The organism is Agrobacterium sp. 16-2014-1-2a (assembly GCF_053522705.1).
Map to the genome: position 1 here is coordinate 95,497 of NZ_JBNWBX010000007.1, position 17,045 is coordinate 112,541.

Consider the following 17,045-nt stretch of genomic DNA (forward strand, 5'->3'; position numbering starts at 1 on the left):
TTAACACCGGGGCGCTCTAACATTCGATAGGAGTAGACCGCACGTTATCGCATGCCCTTCACGAAACATTCTACAAACGACCTACACCTACGGATCCGGCTACCATCCCAACGGTCAGATTCCCAGGGTTTACGCCCCTCCTCTAGATTTGATGCTACCGTCGATTGTCGGCGATGCTGTCGGAGCCCTTCGATGCACAAAGTCCGCCGCGCCTTTTTCATGGCCATGCTGGAACAACACCTCGGAATCGCGATCAATCTGGCTCTGATCGCGATAATGTCGCGGCTGCTTTCGCCTGCGGACGTTGGCTTTGCCGTGATCGGCTACGGGGTGACATCGGTGATCTTCGCCTTCCGCGAATTCGTCTCTTCCGATTTCCTCATTCAGCTCGATGTCGTTGAGCGCGATGACATCAACACGTCGCTCACACTGCTGCTGCTGGCCAGCGGCATTCTCGGGATCATTCTCTATCTGTGCGGACCGTATCTGGCGCTTTTCTACCACCAGCCCGGTCTCCAGCACTATCTTGTCCTCGCAATTTTCGCCGTCATCGCCGAGAGCCTGGGCATGCCGGCGTTTTCCATGCTGCGTCGCCAGCTTGCCTTCGGCACCATCGCACGCGTCCGAACCACCGGCCTCATCGTTATGGCTGGCGTGACGATCTTCGCTGCCAGCAATGGATGGGGCTTTGTCAGTTTCGCGCTCGGCCTGCTCGTCGGCAACAGCGTTGCAAGCGCCCTTGCCGCCTATGCCGATCCGGCCCAGCGTACCGCACGCCTTTCTCTAAAGTCTTGGCGCCGCATGGCCGAATTCGGCCGCTACAGGGGTGCTGCCACCATCGTCGACAAATTATACGAGTCCCTGCCGCAACTGGTGCTCGGCTTTGCCATGACGCCGACTGCGGTCGCGATCTATAATCGCGCCAATACCGTCTGCTCCATTCCCGACCGCATTTTTCTCTCGGCAATCTTTTCCTTCGCCTTCCCCGCACTCGCCGCCGAAGTTCGCGAGGGGGGAGACGTGCGCAGGTCCTACTTGCGTGCCCTCAGTTACATCACCGTGCTTTATTGGCCGTCGCTGATCATGGTCGCCATTCTCGCCGATCCCATCGTGCGACTTGCGCTCGGAGACCAGTGGCTTGCCGCCGTGCCGATCACCCGGATTCTCGCACTTGCGTCGATCTTCTGGTTTCCGATGGTGCTGACAACGCCGCTGCTGATCGCTCTCAACGCCAACCGCGAAGCGTTCCTCGGCAATTTCGTCTGCCGCAGCGTCTCGGCAATTGTGCTCTGCTCCGCGAGCTTCTTCGGCCTGACCGTCGTGGCGCTCAGCCAGTTCGTCACATTGCCCTTCCAGATGCTCATCGCCTTCTATCTGGTCAGACGCCACGCCCACTTCAAAATACCCGAACTGTTCGCCGCCATCGGGCCGAGTGCCGCCGTGACCCTTGCCGCCATCGCGGGGCCGCTCGCCATCGCCGCCTCTATGGGTTTCCATTTCGATTACTCCCTCGCCCAGGCCGGTGGTGCCGTCCTTCTGTCGGCAACAGGCTGGGCCGCCTGCCTGATTATTCTGCGCCACCCGCTGCTTGGCGAACTCAGATCGACGCTCGATGCTGTCGTGGGCGGTCTGCGCCGGATCGGCAAACCTCCGGCACCAGCGTCCATTCCCGACGCTGCCGTTTCCGCAACGGTCGAGCCATGAGCACCATCGATATCGCCATTCCCAACTACAATTACGGTCGTTTTCTCGAGGGCTGCGTGCGAAGCGTCCTTGCCCAGAATATCCCGGACATGCGTATCCTCATCATCGACAATGCCTCCACGGACGACAGCGTTGCGATCTCCCGGTCGCTCGCGGCATCCGATCCGCGCATTGAAACGAGCCTGCGCCCAAAAAACCTCGGCGGGCACGCATCGTTCAACGCAGGCATCGATTGGGCGCGAGCGGATTATTTCGCCATCATCTGCGCCGACGATGTCCTGTCTCCCGGTGCCCTGGCGCGCGCAATTAAGGCGCTCGACGATCACCCCGGCGCGCACATGGCCTTCGGCCGCACCGCCTTCTTCCGTGACGACGCCGAAATCGCATCCGGCCTTGGCGACGATGCCGATGGCATGCGCCTTCATGCCGGGGTGGACTTCATCGTCGGCATTTGCGCGACGGGACGCAGCCCGGTGCCGGGCCCCCTCGCCGTCACCAGAACGCACATCCAGCAACATGCCGGTCACTACCGGCCCGCACTGCGCCACACCGACGATGTCGAGATGTGGATGCGGCTTGCGGTTCTGGGCGACATCGTCGAACTTGACGCCGTGCAGAATTTCACCCGCATCCACGGTGCCAACCAGTCGGCCATCCTTGATAATGTGCTGGCGTGGAATACCGAAATCGAAGCAGCGCTTGAGAGCTTCTTCGGCAATGAAGGCGCTTTGCTTGCCGATGCACAAACCCTGCTGCGACGCGGTCGCGCCAGCCTGAGCGACCGCGCCTATTGGTGCGCGATTTCCAATTTTACCCGGCGTCGGCCCGGCGCGGGTGCGCTTCTCGCACAGGCTTTCCGGCTCAGACCCGCTTCCGCGTTTCTGCCGCCGCTAAGCTATCTTCTGCGCCGGCCCGATGCATTGCACCGCATTCGCGCCGCGATGGCCCGAAGATAGCGGTCCGATGGTAGGCCTATTCTTCAGCGTTCAGGACAAGCCGCAAGAGCGCCGGCAACGAAGTGGATTTCGTTCGGCGCATGATTGAGGCGCGATGATTCTCGACAGTGCGCTGACTAAGCTTCAAATCGGCTGCAATGATCTTGTTGGCCTGCCCCTGAACAATTCTATCAAGGATCTGACGTTGCTTGCGAGTAAGCGTCGCCAGCGTGGCTCGAGCTGTTTCACGCCGCTCTTCGCGCTCGTTCGCATCACGCGATCGCTCGAGGGCCGACTGCACGCTCCGATATATTTCTTGGTAAGAAAAAGGCTTCTCGATGAAATCGGCCGCTCCATATCGCATCGAATTGATTGCCATACGGACATCGCTGCGACCCGTGATCACAATCACCGGAAACCGATGATGTCTTTCTTTCAGCAAACGTAACAACTCCATGCCGACCATGCCGGGGAGATACGCATCGACAAGCAGACAACCTGATCTGTCGGGCTTGTAGTTTGCAAGATACTCTTCTGCCGAAACATAGGTTGCGACCGCCCAGCCTTCTCCTTCGAACAGAGCGCGCAAATTGTCCCTTATGTCCTGCTGGTCGTCGATGACTTCGATGAGCCTGCCCGTCATCGGCTCCATATATTCAGGTTCGCTTATGTGACCTGCTCTCTCACCGTTTTGGCGAACGACCAGTGTCTCCACCATCTGCATGACGTCCTTGAGTTTCGCCGGCTTGTGCAGATAAGGAATTTCGTGCTGAGCAAAATCCCTCAGGGCCTTGCTTGAAATATCGCCAGTGAGAATGAGTGCCGGAACATTTTGGCGGAGTGCTTGTCGAATATCTTCAATCGCAGCTATGCCATTCCCGCCTGTAGGAAGATTGTAGTCTGCGAGAACAACGTCGGGCATGAACTTCAGCCCTCTAACAATCGCGATCGCTTCGGCAGCAGTTGAGGTCGCAGCGACCACGTATCCAGTTTGCTCCAGACCGATCTTGAGCAGATCGCGCATTCCGTTTTCGTCTTCGATGATCAAAATCGACGCGGACGACAGGGCGATCGCTTGACGCGAATTGTCATCGGCTGGCGCACGCAATGGCGCAAGCGGCTCCCCTGCCGGCGCCCGATCGATCTCGATCATGAATGCGGAACCTTCATGCAATCGCGACCGCACCGCTATCTTCAGTCCCAGAAGTTCGCTCAGCCGCTTGACGATTGACAATCCCAGCCCCAAACCCCGGTCTTCCGCGCCAGCAGATGCGTCGAGTTGATGGTATTCCTGGAAGACTTCCTCGATATGGTTTTCGGGAATGCCTATACCGGTGTCCCACACTTCGAACCGAACCTTTGCATCGACCCGGCGACAGCCGACTAGGATTTTGCCGCTCGGCGTGTATTTCAGTGCATTGGATAGAAGGTTGCGAACGATCTGCTCGAACAGGCGGGGATCGGTGCGAACGGCAAGGCTGGACGGTACGACACGGAGTTGCAGCCCCGCCGCCCGAGCGGGATAATAAAATTCCTTGAAGAGCCTTCCCAGAAGATCGCCAATCGCAAAGCTCACGATCTGCGGTTCCACCATCCCCGCTTCGATCTGGTTGATGTCAAGAACAGAGTTGAGTATACCCAGCATCGAGGACAGCGTCTCCCCCATCCTCTGGACGAAAGTGCGTGCTTGCCCTTCATCCACGTTCCTTTCCAAAAGCCCGTGCAACAGCTTCAAGGTTTGCAGCGGCTGACGCAGATCGTGGCTTGCCGCAGACAGGAATTGCGACTTGGCCTCGGTCGCCCGCTCGGCGGATTTCTTGGCAGCTTCCCTGCTTTCGGCAACCTGTTTCTGGGCACTTACATCGATGAAGGTGATGACCACTCCGTCGATTGCCTCGCTCGCGCCGCGATAGGGTTTGACGCGGCGGACATACCAGCGACCATCGGGTCCTCCTATCTCTCGGTCGATTGTGTTGCCTCGGAGCAGCGTCGCCGTTGCATCGACTTGAAGCGTAATGTCGCCGTCAAAGCCGCTAAGGTCCGAGAGGGGACGGCCGACATCGGACGATATAATCTTGAATACTGACCGGGTGGCTGGTGTGAAAAACCGTATACGAAGACTGGCATCCAGAAAGAGCGTCGGGACATCGGTGCTGTACAGGACATTTTGCAGATCGTTGGAAACTGCCCGCTGACGCTCCAGTGCTTCTTGCAATTGATTGTTGAGGGCTGTCAGCTCTTCATTGAGGGATTGCAGTTCCTCTTTCGAAGTAAAGAGTTCCTCATTCGTCGACTGATACTCCTCATTCAGAGACAGTGCTTCGGCGGTGATCTGCTTCTGTTCTTCGCTGGCAATTTCCAGATTGCGTATGGCGCCCTGCAATTCCGCCCGTGTCTCCTCCAGTTCGAATTCAAGCTCGGTAATGGGCGACGCATCTGTCGTCGATGATTTCTGCGATCGGACGACACCGTTGGCCTGCGCAACATCCTCCACAAAACATATGAGGAACAGCTCTTCACCCTGACTGAAGAGCGGGTCGACATGAATGTTGAACTCGATGTGTGCGCCGTTGCTGTCGAGTTTTGCATTCTTGGCTACGAACGGCTTTTGATCCCGGCTCGCATGCTGGATCGCAGACCTGATCTTATTATGGAGCGCCGTCGGTGTGATGGCGAACAGGTCATGCGATGCCGGGCCTGAAGCGATCCGCAGGAACCTTGCTGTCGGGCCGATGGAGTAGAGATACTCATACTTCCGATTGACGAGGATTGCGGCGGGCACGTAGCTACCCAGCAGAACCTGGGAAACCGCCTCGGCAAGCGCACTGTGCCTCGACGCTGAATTCGCCTTTCCTTGCGAAGAGGGAATTCTGACATTTCCGCCCGCAACCGCACCGAAATTAAGATCACCGAAAACCGGCGGCCCGATACGCCGATATACCCTTTCGGATTCCGAAATCAGCTTGAAACGGTCATCCATTCCGCCAACGGTTTCGGATTTTCCGACCAGTAAAATACCGTTCTCCCGCAGGGCGAACCTGAAAAGCGACAAGACCTTCGCTTGGGCGTCCGCCTCGAGGTAAATCAACAAGTTGCGGCATGAAATCAGATCGATCCGTGAGAATGGTGGGTCGCTGAGGACATTCTGCACGGTGAATACCACCGCCCCACGCAGTTGCGCCGTCACGGTGTATCCGTTGTCATCCCTCACGAAATATTTTTCCAGCAAGTCGGGCGGCAGCGATTTGGTCGCCTCATGTGAATAATGTCCGTCTCTGGCAATTGCGACCGCCTCGCCATCGGCGTCCGAGGCAAACATCTGAAACTGGAGACGAAGGCCCATGGACTGAATGAGCTCAAGGAAGAAAATAGCCAGAGAATATGCTTCTTCCCCCGTGCTGCATCCAGCGACCCAGACCCGCACTGCTCCGTGAGCCGCGTTTGCGTGGAGAATATCCGGAATAATGGTATCGCGTAGAAAGTCGAACACCTTCCCGTCGCGGAAGAAGCTGGTGACGTTGATCAGGAGATCTCTGACGAGATTTTGCCGCTCGTCTTCGCTGCTTTCGAGAATCTCAAGATACCGGTCTATCTTCTCAATCTCGATACCGAGAACCGCCATGCGTTTTTCGACCCGGCGCTGCATCGTTCCATGTTTATAAGCCGAAAAATCATTCGCTGTGGAAACCTTCAATATCTCGATGATCCGGTCCAGTTGGGGCATTCGGCGCTCCATCGAGTGATCCGCTCGAAGCCGCGACAGCAGCGCAATATGTTTGGCGATGGCCGCAGGCATCTCTTCGACCGGTAAAACCGTAGCGCCAATGCCCAGCGAAATAACACTTTCGGGCATGCCGCCAAATTGTGCCTCTTGAGGCTCCTGGACCAGAACAAGTCCCTTGAAATCCCTGATCTGCTGGACGCCGGATGAGCCATCTGACCCCGTGCCAGACAGGACAGCTGCTATCGCCCACGGCCCGAATTCCTTGGCCATAGAACCCAGGAGAAAATCAAACGGCAGAGGTGCCTCATGCAGTTCCCGCCTGGGCGACAGATATATCCTTCCTCCGTCAACCGACATCAGGAATTTTGGTGGAATGACATAGACGTGCTCGGGCTCTATCAAGGCAAGGTTGACAGCCTCCGTTACAACCATAGTCGTTTCGCTCGCCAGAAGTTCTGCGAGCATGCTTTCATGCGACCGGTCAAGATGCTGAACGAGAAGAAACGCACAGCCGGTTTTTTCAGGCAACGCTTTGAGCAGGGCTCTGAACGCATTCAGTCCACCCGATGAAGCACCGACGCCGACAATCGGGAACATCCTAACAGGACGTCCTTCCTGTGATCCGGACATCGAACCGGTATCTACCTCGAAAGTAGAAGGAACCTTGTTACTATCCTCGCCGCGTTCCGCCATATTCACTCTCGTTAAAATTGACGCGCATTCCAAATAGAGATCGACCCTTGCGAAGCGTCAGGCGTTGTGGGTCAACAAGTCTTGAAAGCAGCCATCAAGGCCTTGAGATCAGGGATACATAGTCACCATGCCCCGTCACATGCGGGGCGCAGCGCGTCCGATTGTCGTGAGGTGCAATTTCAAAATGCGATTAACACGTATAAGTTGCTGACATCGCGAACAAACGCACGAATGGAGGATGATAAATCAATCCGGCCGCGATTATAATTCATCCATTATAGTTAGTGGTGTCGCGCAAAACATGATGATGCCCTGAAAGAATTATATTTCAACCGTTCTGGCGTGTCTGGTTGTCTACCCACATCATGCCAGATTGAACGCCACGTCGAAATCTCAATCAAAAGTGAGTAATTTCCGAACCTTTTCCAGTTGCGATACTCCATTGTAGGATGCCGGAGTCGAAATTCGGGTAGTGCCACGTCTATTGCTTTCTGGCCGATTTTTTAAATTCCGAAAAATCCAGACCGCAACAGAGTAGCTTCCGAAGTTCTGATTGATGACGGCGTTCCGGGTTGAATTACTTCAAACGTCCGTTGTGCCGAATCTTAGAAAGAAACTCTTCGGTTGCGTCTCTGCCAAGCCAGACAGATCCGCAAAGCACTCTTTAGCGCGGATAGGACATAACATGCTGACATCAGTTCCCAACAATGGACATAGCCAGTTCTCATCAAATTTCCATGTGGTTGCGCATTCGAAACCTATGGAAACTTCGGTCAGAAAGCTGGCTATCATCGACGACCGCGCGCTCGACCGTGAGTGTCTGGCTCAGAGCCTGATCGCATACGGCCTTGATATGGAAGTTGAGTTGTTTTCATCACTCGATGACTGGAGACACGCTCCAAACGGCCAGCATAGCGGCATCCTGGTCAACGTCGGTCGCAGCGATTTTGGCGATGACGTATCCCTTCATGAGTTGCGGGAATTCATTGCCGATTTCCCTTATCTGCCGGTCGTCATTCTCGCTGAGAACCGCGATCTGCGCCAAGTCATGAGGGCATTTGACGCGGGCGTTCGGGGATATATCTCTTCGTCGATAGGACTGGCGGTGTGTGTGGGTGCCATCTCACTTGCATTGGCGGGCGGCGCTTTCGTATCAGCTGAAAATCTGAGCGATCTCAGGCAGTTGCTCGTGGTTGCGGAAGACAAGGAACGACAGCGCACCGCGATGTTCACCCAACGTGAGGTCGACGTCATCAACGCTTTGACGCAAGGTAAGCCAAACAAGATCATCGCCTATGAGCTCAACCTTCGTGAAAGCACCGTAAAGGTACATATTCGCAATATCATGAAGAAAGTTGACGCCAAGAACAGAACGGAAGTGATCTTCAAAATATCCGATCTCTTCAAAAACTAAAAATCGAGTGTCGTGCAGTAGACCTATTGCAGAACCATAATTGCCTGCGGGTGTCGGGCCCCGCATGATGCGGACGCATCGGAGCGATTATGACGGGAAGGCTGTACATCTCCTCTAAGCCTTTCGGCTAGCATTCCCAACATAAAGACGGGGTAACGGCCACCGAGCCGGATACGGTAATCTCTGGTCATTGGACATATGGACCCGGGATTTCGCCATGCAAACTTTCGTCGAAAATTTCGAAAACTCGGATCGACTGCGCCAGCGCTCCCGCAACATCATACCGGGCGGTGCACATACCTATGCAAAGGGTGACGACCAGTACCCTGTCCTGTCTCCCGGCTTTATTGAAAGGGGATATGGCTGTCATGTCTGGGATGTCGATGGAAATGAATATATCGAGTACGGCATGGGCAATCGGGCTGTCGGCCTTGGCCATGCGTATGCTGACGTCGTAGAGGCCGCGCGTGCGGAACTTTACCGCGGCTGCAACTTCACGCGCCCCTCAAAGATCGAGGTGGATTGCGCCTCGACCTTTCTCGATACGATCCAGACGGCCGAAATGGTCAAATTCTGCAAGAACGGCTCCGACGCGACATCCGCCGCGATACGACTTGCACGGGCTGTTACCGGCCGTGACCTGATCGCGCGCTGCAGCGACCACCCCTTTTTCTCCACCGACGACTGGTTCATCGGAACAACGGAGATGAATGCGGGCATTCCTCAGGCGATCCAGGATCTGGTCCTTGGCTTCAGCTACAATGATCTGGCGAGTGCGCGCAGTCTGTTTGACCGCTTTCCAGGTCGTATCGCCGCCTTTATTCTGGAGCCGTCGCGCGGTGATCCGCCTCGGGACCAGTTTCTTCACAAACTGCAGGATCTTTGCCACGAAAACGGCGCGCTTTTCATTCTCGACGAAATGATCACCGGCTTCCGCTGGGATGCGGGCGGTGCGCAGAAGACATACGATATCGTCCCCGACCTGTCCTGTTTCGGCAAGGCGCTGGGCAACGGCTTTTCGATTTCCGCACTGGCCGGCAAGCGTGAATTCATGGAACGAGGCGGTATCGATCAAACCGATGCCCCGCGTGTCTTCCTGCTTTCGACGACGCATGGCGCGGAAACGCATGCGATGGCGGCGGCCATCGCGACCATGAAAGTTTACACGCAGGAACCCGTGGTCCCAAATCTGGTCCGACAGGGAAATTCGCTGCGCGCCGCCATCAGCCAGATCGCAATTGCGCACGGACTGGATTCCTACTTCGGCATTCAGGGCCACTCCGCCTGCCTCAGCTACTTCACGCTGGACCAGACCGGAAAGCCGTCTCAGGCTTTTCGCTCGCTGTTTCTGCAGGAAACCATCCGTCGCGGCCTTCTCGCACCTTCTCTCGTTGTAAGCTACACGCATGAGGACGAGGATATAGCCAAAACGCTTGACGCCATCGATGGAGCGCTCGTCGTCTACCGTAAAGCGCTGGAATACGGAGTCGACAAATTCCTGACGGGACGCCCATCCGAGGTTGTCTTCCGGCGTTTCAACGGCAACGCGCAGCATCACGCCAGCCATGGGTTGGTCATGGCCGACATGCCCGAATTATCGGAAAGCATCCGAAAGCCTTAACCGGCCGGGGCAACTAGACCGTTCGCATTATCGATACAGCCGCTTTGCGCGGTGCATCGATCTCGCCTGAAAAGATACGCTCGTTGCAATCGAAAATAGATTTTGAGGGGGAATTTCATGCACGTTCTGGTCACCGGGCATCGCGGATATATCGGCTCCGTCATGGTACCCATCCTGCGCAAGGCGGGTCACGAAGTACACGGCTATGACACTGAATTCTACCATCGCTGCGCTTATGTTCCAGGCGGACCTTTGCCGCAGGTCCCCGGCGTATGCAAGGACATCCGCGATATCCAGCCTTCGGATATGGAAGGTTTCGACGCTGTCATTCATCTTGCAGCGCTGTCCAACGATCCGCTGAGCAATCTCAATCCGGAAATTACCTATGAGATCAATTACCGCGGCAGCGTTCGGGCAGCGCGAGCCGCAAAGCAGGCCGGGGTCAAGCGTTTCCTCTTCGCCTCCTCGTGCAGCAATTATGGCGCAGCTGGCGATGGACTGGTCAACGAGACAGCAGAGCTGAAACCGGTATCGGCCTATGGCACATCAAAGGTATTGGCGGAACGTGACATTGCAAGCCTTGCGAGCCCCGGCTTCACACCGGTCTATATGCGCCCGGCGACGGCCTATGGCCTTTCGCCCATGCTGCGTTTCGATATCGTCCTCAACAACCTGACCGCCTGGGCGGTGACGGAGGGACTGATCCTGCTGAAATCCGACGGATCGCCATGGCGTCCAATCGTTCACATCGAGGATATTTCGCGCGCCTTTCTGGCCGCGCTCGAAGCGCCGACCGATGTCGTGCACAATCAGGCGTTCAACGTCGGACAGGATGCACACAACTACCAGATCCGGGAGATCGCCGAAATCGTCGCCCTGACGGTGCCCGGATGCCGGCTGCAATATGCCAGCGACGCCAGCCCCGATACCCGCTCCTACCGCGTCGATTTCGGCAAGATCGCCCGTGCGCTTCCGGCCTTCAAGCCGACATGGACGGCCGCCGCAGGTGCCGAGCAACTTTACCACGCCTATAAGAGCGCCGGCCTGACTATGGCTGAATTCGAGGGACCGTACTATCAGCGGATCGGCCAGCTCCAGAAGCTGATCGGCGACAAGGATATCGACATCAACCTGCGCCGCCCCGTCGTTGCGCCGCGCCACGGCGCCGATATTGCCGCATCGGTTTGAACGGGAGGCGCGGATGGGCAAGATGGAGCTTGGTGCCAGGCTGACCGGCGTGGCGTGGCGAGAGGATGATATCGGCCAGACGATCCATGATCTGGCGACCCGCCTGTTTCCGATCTGTCGCAGCATCACCGGCAAAGGCGTGCGCGACACCATCGCTATCCTCAAGGACTACATCGATATCGAGGAACGCGCCGTGCCGAGCGGAACACGGGTTTTCGACTGGACGGTGCCGCAGGAATGGGTCGTTCGCGACGCCTATGTCAAAAACGCGGCGGGACGCAAGGTGATCGACTTCCAGATCTGCAACCTGCATCTGATGAACTACAGCATCCCTCAACGCCGCGTGATGCCGCTGGCCGAACTGCAATCGCATATCTACACCTTGCCGGCTCAGCCCGATCTCATTCCGTACAAAACCGCCTATTACACCGATGCCTGGGGCTTCTGCATGGCGCATCGCGAATTCCTCAAGCTCGATGAAGGCGATTATGAGGTCGTCATCGACACCGAAAAAACCTCAGGCAATCTGTATTACGGCGAATATCTGCATATCGGACAAAGCACCGAAGAGGTGCTTCTCTTCGCGCATATCTGTCACCCGTCGCTCGCAAACGACAATTGTTCCGGCCTGGCATTGCTGACGTGTCTTGCTGCAGGCCTGAAAAGCAGGTCCACATATTACAGCTACAGGTTCGTCTTCGCACCCGGAACGATCGGCTCCCTGTCATGGCTTGCGCAGAACGAAGATGGGATATCGAACATTGCGCATGGTCTTGTGGTTTCGTGCATTGGTGACGGGGGCGGGCCGAACTACAAGCGCAGCCGCAGGGGAGATGCACTGATCGACCGGATCGCCGCCTGCACCCGCTGCGGAGAAGATCGTAAACATCTGGCAATCGCCGACTTCATTCCCTACGGCTATGACGAGCGCCAATTCTGTTCGCTGGGCTTCAACCTGCCGGTCGGACTGCTGCAAAGAAGCGCTTTCGGAACCTTTCCCGAATATCACACCTCGGCCGACAATCTCGACTTCATCCGGTCCGAACATCTCGACTCATCCTTTTGGATGATCATGCACATGATCGATGCTCTCGAAGACAACTGGACGCCGTTAAACCTTCGGCCCAAGGGTGAGCCACAGCTCGGAAAATATGGGCTTTTTCCTGCGATAGGCGGCCATAAGACGAATGACGACCGCACCATGGCCTATCTATGGATACTCAACCTCGCCGATGGAACCAACTCGCTACTGGATATCGCCGAAAGGTCAAAAATGCCGTTTGTCGAGATTGCGAGCGCTGCTGGCAGGCTGCTCGAGGCGGGCCTTGTCTCGAACCTCGGTTTCCTGACGCGCTAGACCTTCATTGCAAAGCGGGCCAACCGAGGTCCTTTTCCGATATGACCGAGGGCGGCGCAGGCCATTCTACACCTATCGCGGGCTCGTCATACCGGATCCCTGCCGCACTTGCCTCGGCATAGGGCACCGAAATCAAATAGGACACAGCAACGTCGTCGCTGAGCGACTGGAAGCCGTGTGCAAAACCCTCGGGAATGTAGAACTGCGCGCCATTGTGGGCCGACAACACCGTGCCAACCCATTGCAGATAGGTGGGCGAGCCGCGGCGCAGATCGACGGCGACATCCCAGATCGATCCTTTGACGCAGGAAACCAGCTTTGTCTCCTGATGCGGCGGTCGCTGGAAATGCAGCCCTCGTACCGTGTGTTTCAGCTTCGATAGAGAAAGGCTGTGCTGACTGAAGTCCGATACCAGCGCGTTGCTCTCAAATTCGCGTTTGCAGAACGTCCTGGCAAAAGAGCCGCGACTGTCCCGCACAGGCACCGTATTGACGACCCAGAGCCCCTCGATTTTCGTCTTCTCAAACAGCATTCGGCGCTCCTGATGCAATCCCGTATTCAAGAAGAATTCTCCGCCATTTCAGCGGCTCCGGAATACATCCATAGGCAGCACCATACCTTGAAGGCGGGCTGGCAAATAAGTCACCCTTTCGGTTGCGGAAACCAGCCGCCGGAAGCGAATTTTAGCGGATTCCAATATAACCCTACGGCTTATGGATGACGTTTTCGAGCCGAATGCAGTATCGTCACCCACCCCGATCCATAGTATTTTTTCCAGTTAATAAAAGAATTTTCTGAAATTCACTCGAAGACAATGCGATAAAATCAGGGGGCGTCAGATGAATAATGAGGCAGTTTTTTCTGCAAGACTGAGCTCGACGCATCACGTCGGGCTTTGCCGTCTTTGCAGCTCGCCATTGGTGCATACCTTCGTCGATCTTGGGATGTCTCCACCCTGCGAAAGCTTCGTCGCAGCTGACGCAGCCAACGACGTCGAGCCGTTTTATCCACTCCACGCATTCGTTTGCGACGAATGCTTCCTCGTCCAGCTTCAGGAATATGTAGCGCCCGAGAATATTTTCACGGAGTACGCGTATTTCTCCTCGTTCTCGGACAGTTGGGTCGCTCACGCAAAGCGGTACTGCGACATGGTCATCGAGCGCTTCGCGCTTGGCGAATCCAGTTTCGTTGTCGAACTTGCCAGCAACGACGGTTACCTGCTGCAACATTTCCTGACCAGCAACATCCCGATGCTCGGAATTGAACCGGCGGTCAACGTCGCAAAGGTGGCGATCGGCAAAGGTATTCCGACACTGACTGAATTTTTCAATGAGGCTCTAGCAACCGATATGGCGGCCAGAGGCCAAAAAGCCGATCTCATCATCGGCAACAATGTCCTTGCCCAGGTGCCTGATATCAACGATTTCGTCGCCGGTATGAAAGTGCTGCTCAAGCCTGACGGCGTCATCACCCTTGAGTTCCCGCATATCGAAAAGCTAATCGCAGAAAACCAGTTCGACACCATCTATCACGAGCACTTTTCCTACTTCTCATTGCTGACCATAGAAAAAATGGCCCACCGTCATGGGCTAAAGGTTTTCGATGTCGAAGAGATTCCCACACATGGCGGTTCGCTGCGGGTCTTTTTCTCGCACGAAGACAGCAAGTTCCCGCGTGAATCCCGCGTGGATAGCCTCCTGGAACGGGAGCTGAATGCCGGTCTCGACAGAATAGAGACCTATACGGCCTTCTCCGAAGCCGTGCGCCAAACCAAGCGAAACCTCCTGTCTTTCCTCATCCGCCTTAAGGAGATGCGCAAATCGATCTGCGCCTATGGCGCACCGGGAAAGGGCAACACGCTGCTAAATTATTGCGGTATCGGCACCGATTTCATCGATTTTGCAGTCGATCGCAATCCTTACAAACATGGTCGCCTCACGCCGGGAATGCATATTCCGATCCGGCCCGTAAGCGAAATCCAGCGCATGAAGCCGGATTACGTTCTCATTCTCCCCTGGAACCTGAAGAATGAGATCGTTGCACAAATGAACGACATCAGAAACTGGGGCGGGAAATTCGTCGTTCCAATTCCCGACATTTCCATCATTGATCCGAAGGAGTTGGTACAATGAAGGTCGTCTTGTTCTGTGGCGGCAGGGGTACTCGCATCAGGGAATATTCCGAAAGCGTCCCGAAACCGCTGATCCCGCTCGGGTCTCAACCGATCATGCGGCACGTCATGCAATATTACGCCCGTTTTGGGCATGAGGACTTCATCCTCTGCCTCGGCTACAAGGCGCACGTCATAAAAGAATTCTTTCTGAACAGCCGGCCGGAAAGCTATGCCGATTGCGTCATATCGAGCCCCGGACGCGTGGAATTGCTCGAGGAGCTACCTAGGGACTGGCGCGTATCCCTGATCGATACGGGGATATGGCGCAATATAGGCGAGCGCCTCTGGGCCGTACGTCATCATCTCAAGGGCGAGAAGATGTTCCTTGCCAATTATAGCGACGGCCTGACCGACGTCGATCTCGACGACATGATTGCCCAATTCGAAAAGAGCGACAAGCTCGCCTGTTTTCTGGCTGTCAGACCGCCCCTCACTTACCACCTGGCGGAAATCGACGAGAGCGGAAGGGTCCGTGAATTTCGGTCGTCGGAAACATCCGACATGTGGATAAACGGCGGCTACTTCCTGATGCGACCAGAAATTTTCGACTACATGCGCGAGGGCGAGGAACTCGTGTTGGAACCGTTCTCGAGGTTGATTTCTGAAGATAAATTGATGGCCTACAAACATGAGGGTTTCTGGCGGTCAATGGATACGCTGCGCGACTGGCAGACGTTGGAGGCAATGGTAGAGCGTGGTGACATGCCATGGATTGGAGACGATGCGTCGATGGCACGCAAGTCGTCAAACACGAAGCTGCTGCCATGAAAAACATGTCCCTCGCTTCCGCCGGTGATCGTCTGTCGATCCTTTGTCTCGGAGCTCACTCCGACGACATTGAGATCGGCGTCGGAGGCACGGTACTCAGCCTGCTTTCAAAGGGCGTGTTGCTCGATGTCTATTGGTGCGTCCTCAGTGCCGGTAACGAGCGCGCCCTGGAGGCACGCAGTTCCGCCGAAGCTTTTCTTGAAAAAGCAGCATCCTACTCAATTGAACTGGCATCGTTTCAGGACAGCTACTTTCCCTCGCAGAGCCGCGAGATCAAGTCATGGCTGCTGACATTGCGCGACAAAGTCAGTCCCGACGTCATATTCACGCATAGCCGCGAGGACGCGCATCAGGATCACCGCGAAATCAACAGGCTCACATCTAACATCTTCAGAAATCACCTGATCATGGAATACGAAATCCCGAAATGGGACGGCGATTTCAGCAGGCGAAACGCCTACGTGCCGTTGAGCGAAGACGCGATGAACATGAAGGTCGAGCTTCTCTTGCAGCACTTTGGCACACAGAGATCCAAGGACTGGTTCGACGCCGATACCTTTCGCGGCCTGGCGCGGCTGCGGGGAATGGAATGCCGGGCGCCGACACGTTTTGCGGAAGCCTTTACCGTCAGGAAGCTGACGTTCGCCTGAAGCAGACCCAAAGCTAGTTGGCGATATTAAATCTAGACGTTTGCAGAAGTTCACAAGAAACCAAAAACAATACAGGGGGCATCTTCGTCATGATCCACAATCACATCTCCGAAAACCCGTCGGAAGGCGCATCGCACCCGCAGGCCGCATCAAGTGCGGCCGGCTATATCGGCATCATAGACCGCCGCATGCTGGAGCGGGAATGCCTTGCCCACAGTCTCAACTATCAATATGCCGACAGGCGCATTCTGACCTTCTCCGATCTTGGCGAATGGCGACAGGCACGCGCGGAAATCGGCATGCCTGCGGCAGTTCTGGTCAGTGCCTGGCCCGGTCCGTCCGCAGAGACAAACCGCGATCTTGCAGAGATTGTGGCTGCCGTGTCTCCGGCCGCCGTCGTGGTGCTCTCTGACGATCAGGATATCAATGCCATTCTGGATACGATCGCTCTTGGCGTGCGCGGGTACATATCGAGTTCCGTCAGCATCGACGTCTGCGTCCAGGCGATCAGTCTTGCAATCGCGGGCGGCCGTTTCATACCGGCCAGCAGCGTCATGAACATGAAAAGCCTGTTCGGCATGACTGCACACGCATCCGTTCCTCCGACAAAATTTACAAGCCGTCAATCGGCTATTGCGGAGGCCTTGCGGTGCGGAAAGGCGAACAAGGATATCGCTCTGGAGCTGAACCTTTGTGAAAGCACCATCAAGGTGCATATCCGCAATATCATGAAGAAGCTTGGAGCAACAAACCGCACGGAAGTTGCCTGCAAGATCGGTGACATGGCTTACGGGCGCTGAGCACGCACCATTCACCAA

Annotated in this window: 12 protein-coding genes; 10 read left to right on the forward strand and 2 right to left on the reverse strand. The window is 55.9% G+C overall.

What is annotated here, in order from left to right; translation table 11 throughout:
* Window positions 1–192 precede the first annotated feature (192 nt).
* Together ACQZ45_RS19750 and ACQZ45_RS19755 are read left to right on the forward strand one after the other, a co-directional pair.
* Complete coding sequence (locus tag ACQZ45_RS19750) at window positions 193–1,704, forward strand: oligosaccharide flippase family protein (RefSeq protein ID WP_025596050.1); 1,512 nt, start codon at window positions 193–195, stop codon at window positions 1,702–1,704.
* Window positions 1,701–2,660, forward strand: coding sequence for a glycosyltransferase family 2 protein (locus tag ACQZ45_RS19755; protein ID WP_025596049.1), 960 nt, complete (start codon window positions 1,701–1,703; stop codon window positions 2,658–2,660). Before ACQZ45_RS19750 ends, ACQZ45_RS19755 begins: the two co-directional genes overlap by 4 nt.
* A 16-nt stretch (window positions 2,661–2,676) precedes the next feature.
* On the opposite strand, the gene ACQZ45_RS19760 is transcribed toward ACQZ45_RS19755, so the two are convergent.
* Window positions 2,677–7,056, reverse strand: a complete 4,380-nt coding sequence (locus ACQZ45_RS19760; protein ID WP_448742503.1) for a CheR family methyltransferase — start codon at window positions 7,054–7,056, stop codon at window positions 2,677–2,679.
* A 685-nt stretch (window positions 7,057–7,741) separates the two neighbouring features.
* Here ACQZ45_RS19760 and ACQZ45_RS19765 point away from each other — a divergent pair.
* The 4 genes from ACQZ45_RS19765 to ACQZ45_RS19780 all read left to right on the forward strand — a co-directional run bounded on the left by ACQZ45_RS19765 (window position 7,742) and on the right by ACQZ45_RS19780 (window position 12,636).
* Entirely contained in the window at window positions 7,742–8,470 is a 729-nt protein-coding gene (locus tag ACQZ45_RS19765) for a LuxR C-terminal-related transcriptional regulator (RefSeq protein WP_025596047.1), read from the forward strand.
* A 217-nt stretch (window positions 8,471–8,687) separates the two neighbouring features.
* On the forward strand, window positions 8,688–10,091 hold the full coding sequence (locus ACQZ45_RS19770; RefSeq protein WP_025596046.1) for a glutamate-1-semialdehyde 2,1-aminomutase: 1,404 nt from the start codon (window positions 8,688–8,690) through the stop codon (window positions 10,089–10,091).
* A gap of 117 nt (window positions 10,092–10,208) precedes the next feature.
* Window positions 10,209–11,279, forward strand: a complete 1,071-nt coding sequence (locus ACQZ45_RS19775; protein ID WP_025596045.1) for an NAD-dependent epimerase/dehydratase family protein — start codon at window positions 10,209–10,211, stop codon at window positions 11,277–11,279.
* Window positions 11,280–11,292: 13 nt separating this feature from the next.
* Window positions 11,293–12,636 (forward strand): DUF4910 domain-containing protein, encoded by a 1,344-nt coding sequence (locus ACQZ45_RS19780; RefSeq protein ID WP_035199264.1) that lies wholly within the window; start codon window positions 11,293–11,295, stop codon window positions 12,634–12,636.
* 4 nt (window positions 12,637–12,640) lie between these two features.
* On the opposite strand, the gene rfbC is transcribed toward ACQZ45_RS19780, so the two are convergent.
* A complete protein-coding gene (gene rfbC / locus ACQZ45_RS19785; protein ID WP_025596043.1) occupies window positions 12,641–13,168 on the reverse strand; it encodes a dTDP-4-dehydrorhamnose 3,5-epimerase in 528 nt (175 codons plus the stop codon).
* Window positions 13,169–13,475: 307 nt separating this feature from the next.
* Here rfbC and ACQZ45_RS19790 point away from each other — a divergent pair, with 307 nt between their 5' ends.
* The 4 genes from ACQZ45_RS19790 (at window position 13,476) to ACQZ45_RS19805 (ending at window position 17,027) form a co-directional block, all read left to right on the forward strand.
* A complete protein-coding gene (locus ACQZ45_RS19790; protein ID WP_025596042.1) occupies window positions 13,476–14,768 on the forward strand; it encodes a class I SAM-dependent methyltransferase in 1,293 nt (430 codons plus the stop codon).
* Window positions 14,765–15,577, forward strand: a complete 813-nt coding sequence (locus tag ACQZ45_RS19795; RefSeq protein ID WP_019566371.1) for a glucose-1-phosphate cytidylyltransferase — start codon at window positions 14,765–14,767, stop codon at window positions 15,575–15,577. The genes ACQZ45_RS19790 and ACQZ45_RS19795 overlap by 4 nt, the downstream gene beginning before the upstream one ends.
* A complete protein-coding gene (locus ACQZ45_RS19800; RefSeq protein WP_025596041.1) occupies window positions 15,574–16,227 on the forward strand; it encodes a PIG-L deacetylase family protein in 654 nt (217 codons plus the stop codon). The genes ACQZ45_RS19795 and ACQZ45_RS19800 overlap by 4 nt, the downstream gene beginning before the upstream one ends.
* Window positions 16,228–16,316: 89 nt before the next feature.
* Window positions 16,317–17,027: a response regulator transcription factor gene (locus tag ACQZ45_RS19805; RefSeq protein WP_013761297.1), complete on the forward strand. Its 711-nt coding sequence runs from the start codon at window positions 16,317–16,319 to the stop codon at window positions 17,025–17,027.
* The last annotated feature ends 18 nt before the right edge of the window (window positions 17,028–17,045 follow it).